The following is a 5,616-nucleotide window of genomic DNA, read 5'->3' as shown; positions in this document are numbered from 1 at the left end:
GCGGCCTCGGGCACGGCGTAGGAGATGATCTTGACGGTGGCGACCATGCCGCGCGCGGCCATCCGCGCATGCGGTTGCACGGTCGCGACGGTGATCATCGGATCGACGGCGTTGACGGCGGCGATGGTCGCTGCATCGATCTCGACCACGCCGGCGCCGGTCGCGTGCAGGTTCACCCTTCCAGTCGCGGCGCGCCCCAGGGCCAGCCCGGCGGCGTCGGGATCGAGCACCAGCGCGTGCGCCAGACGCGCGGCGGCGTCATCCTCGGCCACGTCTCCGGCTTCGAGCACGGCGGCGGTGACGCTGTCGTGCCCGGCGGCACGCAACCGGTCGATGTCGTCGACGTCGAGCGGCCGGCCCTTGCGCAGGCGGCCGTCGGGCAAAGCCACGGAATGCGCCAGGATCGCGCCCTGCGCTGCGTCCAGCGGGATGTCGCCGAACCTCATGTGCCTTTCCGCAGCACATGGGTCATCTGCGCGATCACCGACACCGCGATCTCGGCCGGCGACGCGGCGCCCACGTCGAGCCCCACCGGTGCGTGAATGCGCGCGATCTCGTCCTCGGCGAACCCCGCCTCGGTCAGCCGCGCCACACGCTTGGCATGCGTCCGGGTCGACCCCAGCGCACCGATGTAGAAGCACCCGGACCGCAGCGCGCGATGCAGCGCCGGATCGTCCAGCTTCGGGTCGTGCGTCAGCAGAACCAGCGCCGTACGGGTATCCGGCGCCAAAGCGTCCAGCGCCTCGTCCGGCCAGTCGTGCAGCAGGCGCGTGTCCGGAAACCGCTCGGCCGAGGCGAAGGCCTCGCGCGGGTCGACGATGACCGGATCGTAGCCGGCGATCCGCGCCATCGGCAGCAGCGCCTGCGCGATGTGCACGCCGCCCACCACGATCAGGCGCAAGGGTGGGTTGTGAATCGCCACGAAGGTGCGCGGCGCGTCCTCCTCGAAGCCTGATCGGTCGAGCCGGAAGCGCGCGTCGTGCCCTGTCTCGTCCAGCCGTCGATTGCCGGTGTCCAAGTCGGCGACGTAAGCCACAGGCCGGCGCGCCGCCCGTGCGGCGACGAGATCGCGCAGCAATCCCTCGGGCATGGCGCCGGCCACCGGTTCGACCAGCACCTTGATCGTGCCGCCGCAGGCGAGCCCGACGGCGAAGGCGTCGTCGTCGCTGACGCCGAATTCCAGCTCGCGCGTCTCGCCCGTCTCCAGCGCCTCGAGCGCCTCGACGATCACCGCGCCCTCGACGCAACCGCCCGAGACCGACCCCTCGATCGCGCCCTCACCCGAGATCGCCAGCTGCGCGCCCACCCGGCGCGGCGCCGAGCCCCAGGTCTGCGTCACGGTCGCCAGGACCGCGCCCTGCCCGGCCTCGTGCCAGCGCAGCGCGGTTTCCGGGATGCTGTCGAAGTCCTCGCTCATGTGGTCTTTCCCTCGTCCTCGTGCCGGTGCCTTCGGCACGTATGGCTCATGCCTCGCGGGTCACGTCGTGCGCGTAAAGCCAGTCGAACCCGCGCACCATCCGCCCCGGCGCCGCGCGTCCCAGCAGCCCCATCGCCAGGTGCGCCGAGCGGCGGATCAGCGGGTTGCGCAGGTGGTACTTCCACGCGTTCCCCTCGGCCGCGGCGATGACGCGCGTCACCCGCTTGAGGCGCAGGGACCGGTAGCGCGCCAGTGCCGCGTCGGTGTCGTCGCGTGCATCGAGGCACGCCGCTAGCACCCAGGCATCCTCGAGCGCCATGTTCGCCCCCTGCGCCAGGAAGGGCAAGGTCGGATGCGCCGCGTCACCCAGAAGCGCCACGCCCGCGCCGTGCCAGCGGCCCGCGACCGGGTGCCGGTGCAGGCCCCACAGCCCGACGCTTTCGACCGCGCCCAGCATGGCCGGCACGCGGCCGCCGAACCCGGCGAAGGCCGCGCGCAGCGCATCGGGATCGTCGGCGTGATCCCAGCCCTCGGCGGTCCAGGCGGCACGCTCCTCGACGGCGACGAGGTTGATCGCGGCGCCGCCGCGCAGCGGGTAGCTGACCAGGTGCCGGCCGGGGCCCATGTGCACGCGGGCCTCGGGCGGATGGTCGATGTCATTGTCGATCACCGCGCGCCAAGCCACCTGCCCTGTGAACCGCGCCTTCTGCGGTCCTTCCAAGACCGGCCGCAGGACCGAATGCACCCCGTCCGCGCCGATCACCAGGTCCGCCTCGGCGGTTGCGCCGCCGGCCAGGCGCAGACGCGCGGGCCGGCCCGGCTCGACCCCGTGCACCCGGCGGCCCAGCCGGATCTCGACGCCCGCCTCGCGCGCGGCGGTGGCCAGCGCCGCGATCAGGTCGGCGCGGTGTACGAAGCGATAATCCTGCCCCGGCGCGAGGCGGGCGAGGTCCAGGCGGACGACCTCGCGTCCGTCGGCGTGATTGCGCAGGCTGACGGCACGCGCCCGCGGCGCACCGGCACGCACCTCGTCGCCAAGGCCGAGGGCGTCGAGCACGCGCATCCCGTTGGGGCTGATCTGGATGCCGGCGCCGACCTCGGCAATCTCGCGCGACTGCTCGAACACCCGCACCCGCGCGCCGCGCCGCGCCAGCGCCAGCGCACAGCCGAGGCCGCCGATTCCGGCGCCCAGAACCGTCACCGCCCGGCCCGAAACGCTCATGCGAAGGCCGACGCGAAAACGCCGGGGCGAAAACCCCGGCGCAGATGATCTGATACGGCCGTCATGGCGCGATGTTCCGATGACCGGGTCTCACGGCTCAGTCGTCGCGATGGACTTTCTCGCGGCGCTCGTGCCGTTCCTGCGCCTCGAGGCTCATGGTGGCGATGGGCCGCGCGTCCAGCCGCTTGAGGCTGATCGGCTCGCCGGTCACCTCGCAATAACCGTACTCGCCGTCCTCGATCCGGCGAAGGGCCGCGTCGATCTTGGCGACCAGCTTGCGCTGGCGGTCGCGGGTGCGCAGTTCGATCGCGCGGTCGGTCTCTTCGCTCGCGCGGTCGGTGACGTCGGGAATATTGCGCGTGGCCTGCTGCAATCCCTCGATCGTGTCGCGGCTGTCGGCAAGAAGGTCGGACTTCCATGCGAGAAGCTTGCGCCGGAAGTATTCCAGCTGCTTGTCGTTCATGAAAGGTTCATCTTCGGCCGGCCGGTAATCGTCTGGCAGGAAACTTTCGGGCTTCATCTTGATCCCCTCGTCAACGCCAATATCCGACATGGTATTTTCCCTAGATATCTGGCACCCCTGCGGGCAGCACTTAACCGAAGCCCCGACCGATGTCACTACACTTTGCCGCGGCAATGTGGCGAAAAGGGGGCCGGTTCGTAACGCTTCGTGAAGGGGATCGCCCATGCGCTTCGAAGGCACCGACGCCTATATCGCCACCGAGGACCTGACGCTGGCGGTCAACGCCGCGGTGGCGCTGGAACGCCCGCTGCTGGTCAAGGGCGAACCGGGCACCGGCAAGACCGAACTGGCCCGCCAGGTGGCCGACGCGCTGGGGCTGCCGATGCTCGAATGGTCGATCAAGTCGACCACGAAGGCGCAGCAGGGCCTGTACGAATACGACGCGGTCAGCCGGTTGCGCGACAGCCAGCTGGGCGACGAACGCGTGCACGACGTGAAGAACTACATCCGCAAGGGCAAGCTGTGGCAGGCGTTCGAGGCGGACGGCAAGGTCGTGCTGCTGATCGACGAGATCGACAAGGCCGACATCGAATTCCCGAACGACCTGCTGCAGGAACTCGACCGGATGGAGTTCCACGTCTACGAGACCGGAGAGACGATCCGCGCGCGCCATCGCCCGATCGTGATCATCACCTCGAACAACGAGAAAGAGCTGCCCGACGCCTTCCTGCGCCGCTGCTTCTTCCACTACATTCGCTTTCCCGACGCCGAGACGCTGCGCCGGATCGTCGCCGTGCACCACCCCGACATCAAGCCGGCGCTGCTGTCCGCAGCACTGGAACAATTCTTCGAGATCCGCGAACAGCCGGGCCTCAAGAAGAAGCCTTCCACGTCCGAGGTGCTCGACTGGCTGAAGCTGCTGCTGGCCGAGGATCTCGACCCCGCCGACCTCAAGCGCGACGGTGCAAGCGCGCTGCCGAAGCTGCACGGCGCGTTGCTGAAGAACGAGCAGGATGTGCACCTGTTCGAACGCCTCGCCTTCATGGCCCGCCGTCAGGGGCGCTGAGACCGCGCCGGGCTGGTTCGATCAGCCCGGCGCCAGCCGGTCGAGCAAGACGTCCACCTCACGCGCGGCCATCGCGCCCGGTATGCGGCCGCCCTCGCCGCCGAGGCGCGTCGCGGCGTAGGCATCCGACAGCGCCACCGGCGCGCGGCGCAGCAGCACCGACGCGGTCAGCAGCGCCGCCGCCTGTTCGCAGAACCAGCGCGCCTCGGCCTCGGGCGGCAGGCCCGGCCACCGCGCGGCGAATCCCGCCAGCGCGGCGTCGTAATGCCGGTTCTCGCCCCGCGCCTTCGCCAGTTCGGCGCGCAGCGCCTCGCCCGCCTCGGGCACGCGGGCCAGCGTGCGCAGGATGTCGAGGCAGATCACGTTGCCCGAGCCCTCCCAGATGCCGTTCAGCGGCGCCTCGCGGTAGAGCATCGGCAGCGGCGTGTCGTCGACGTAGCCCATGCCGCCCAGCACCTCCATCGCCTCGGCGACCACGACCGGGCAGCGCTTGTTCGACAGGAACTTGGCCAGCGCCACGCCGATCCGGGCGAACGCCGCCTGGTCGGGATCGTCGAAGGCCTGCGCCACGCGCATCCCCAGCGCCAGCGCGCCCTCGCGGTCGAGCGCCAGGTCCGCCAGAACCGCGCGCATCAGCGGCTGGTCGATCAGCCGCTTCTGGAACGTCCGCCGTCCGGCGCACCAGTGATGCGCCTCGACCAGCGCGGCCTGCATCAGCCCGGCGGGCGCCATCGCGGTGTCGAGCCGCGTGTGGTGCACCATCGCGAGGATCGTGCGCACCCCCTGCCCATCCTCGCCCAGAAGATACGCCTCAGCGCCGTGATAGGTGATCTCGGCCGAGGCGTTGGCGCGGTTGCCCAGCTTCGCCTTCAGCCGCTCGATGACGATGCCGTTGCGCCCGTGCTCGAGCCAGCGCGGCACCAGGAAGCACGACAGCCCGGCCCCTGTCTGCGCCAGCGTCAGGAACGCGTCTGACATCGGCGCCGAGCAGAACCACTTGTGCCCGGTCAGCCGCCAGGCGCCGTCGGCCTTTTCCGCGCGCGTGGCGTTCGCCCGCACGTCCGAGCCGCCCTGCTTTTCGGTCATCGCCATGCCGATCGTGGTGCCGCTTTTGCCCGCGACCGGGGCGACGGAGGGATCGTAGACTCGGCTCATCGCCTTGTCGCGAAACGCGGCCACCGGCCCCGTCGCGCCCGCCAGCGCGGGAATCGCGGCGTAGGTCATCGTCATCGGGCAGCAATGGCCGGGCTCGCGCTGGCTGGCCATGTAGACCATCGCCGCATGCGTGGCGTGACCGCCGGGGCTGCCGTCCCAAGGCAGCGCGGCGTAGCCGGCGGCCAGGCCAGTCTGCATCAGCGCGTGATAGCCGGGGTCGAAGCGCACCTCGTCCAGTCGCCGCCCGGCGCGGTCGAAGGCGAGGTGCTGCGGCGGGTTCGCCTCGGCGGCGC

General features: G+C 70.8%; 5 protein-coding genes and 1 pseudogene. 1 reads left to right on the top strand and 5 read right to left on the bottom strand.

The genetic code is table 11. The annotated features are described in order from the left end of the window. The 4 genes and pseudogenes from ACFDTC_RS10100 to dksA all read right to left on the bottom strand — a co-directional run. Positions 1–446 (bottom strand): annotated as a pseudogene (locus tag ACFDTC_RS10100) (molybdopterin biosynthesis protein); the annotation flags it as partial. Next, the gene (locus tag ACFDTC_RS10095; RefSeq protein ID WP_375258751.1) at positions 443–1,417 is read right to left on the bottom strand and encodes an XdhC family protein; all 975 of its coding nucleotides are present in this window, start codon (positions 1,415–1,417) and stop codon (positions 443–445) included. The pseudogene ACFDTC_RS10100 and the gene ACFDTC_RS10095, both read right to left, overlap by 4 nt. Positions 1,418–1,463: 46 nt before the next feature. Further along, entirely contained in the window at positions 1,464–2,639 is a 1,176-nt protein-coding gene (locus ACFDTC_RS10090; protein WP_375258750.1) for an FAD-dependent monooxygenase, read from the bottom strand. Between the two features lie 97 nt (positions 2,640–2,736). Continuing rightward, positions 2,737–3,159, bottom strand: coding sequence for an RNA polymerase-binding protein DksA (gene dksA / locus ACFDTC_RS10085; protein WP_375258753.1), 423 nt, complete (start codon positions 3,157–3,159; stop codon positions 2,737–2,739). Between the two features lie 166 nt (positions 3,160–3,325). Here dksA and ACFDTC_RS10080 point away from each other — a divergent pair, with 166 nt between their 5' ends. Then, complete coding sequence (locus tag ACFDTC_RS10080) at positions 3,326–4,168, top strand: AAA family ATPase (protein ID WP_375258749.1); 843 nt, start codon at positions 3,326–3,328, stop codon at positions 4,166–4,168. Between the two features lie 21 nt (positions 4,169–4,189). Here the strand turns inward: ACFDTC_RS10080 and ACFDTC_RS10075 are convergent. Next, on the bottom strand, positions 4,190–5,616 hold a 1,427-nt coding region (locus ACFDTC_RS10075), incomplete at its 5' end, for an acyl-CoA dehydrogenase family protein (protein WP_375258748.1).

The organism is Citreimonas sp. (assembly GCF_042096055.1).
In the GTDB taxonomy this organism is placed as follows: domain Bacteria; phylum Pseudomonadota; class Alphaproteobacteria; order Rhodobacterales; family Rhodobacteraceae; genus Citreimonas.
The sequence above is the reverse complement of the archived record's forward strand: the minus strand, read 5'-3'. Positions and strand labels throughout refer to the sequence as shown.

Coding starts and splice junctions, on each gene's coding strand:
- ACFDTC_RS10095 (WP_375258751.1), bottom strand. CDS start 1,417: ATGAGCGAGGACTTCGACAGCATCCCGGAAACCGCGCTGCGCTGGCAC.
- ACFDTC_RS10090 (WP_375258750.1), bottom strand. CDS start 2,639: ATGAGCGTTTCGGGCCGGGCGGTGACGGTTCTGGGCGCCGGAATCGGC.
- dksA (WP_375258753.1), bottom strand. CDS start 3,159: ATGAAGCCCGAAAGTTTCCTGCCAGACGATTACCGGCCGGCCGAAGAT.
- ACFDTC_RS10080 (WP_375258749.1), top strand. CDS start 3,326: ATGCGCTTCGAAGGCACCGACGCCTATATCGCCACCGAGGACCTGACG.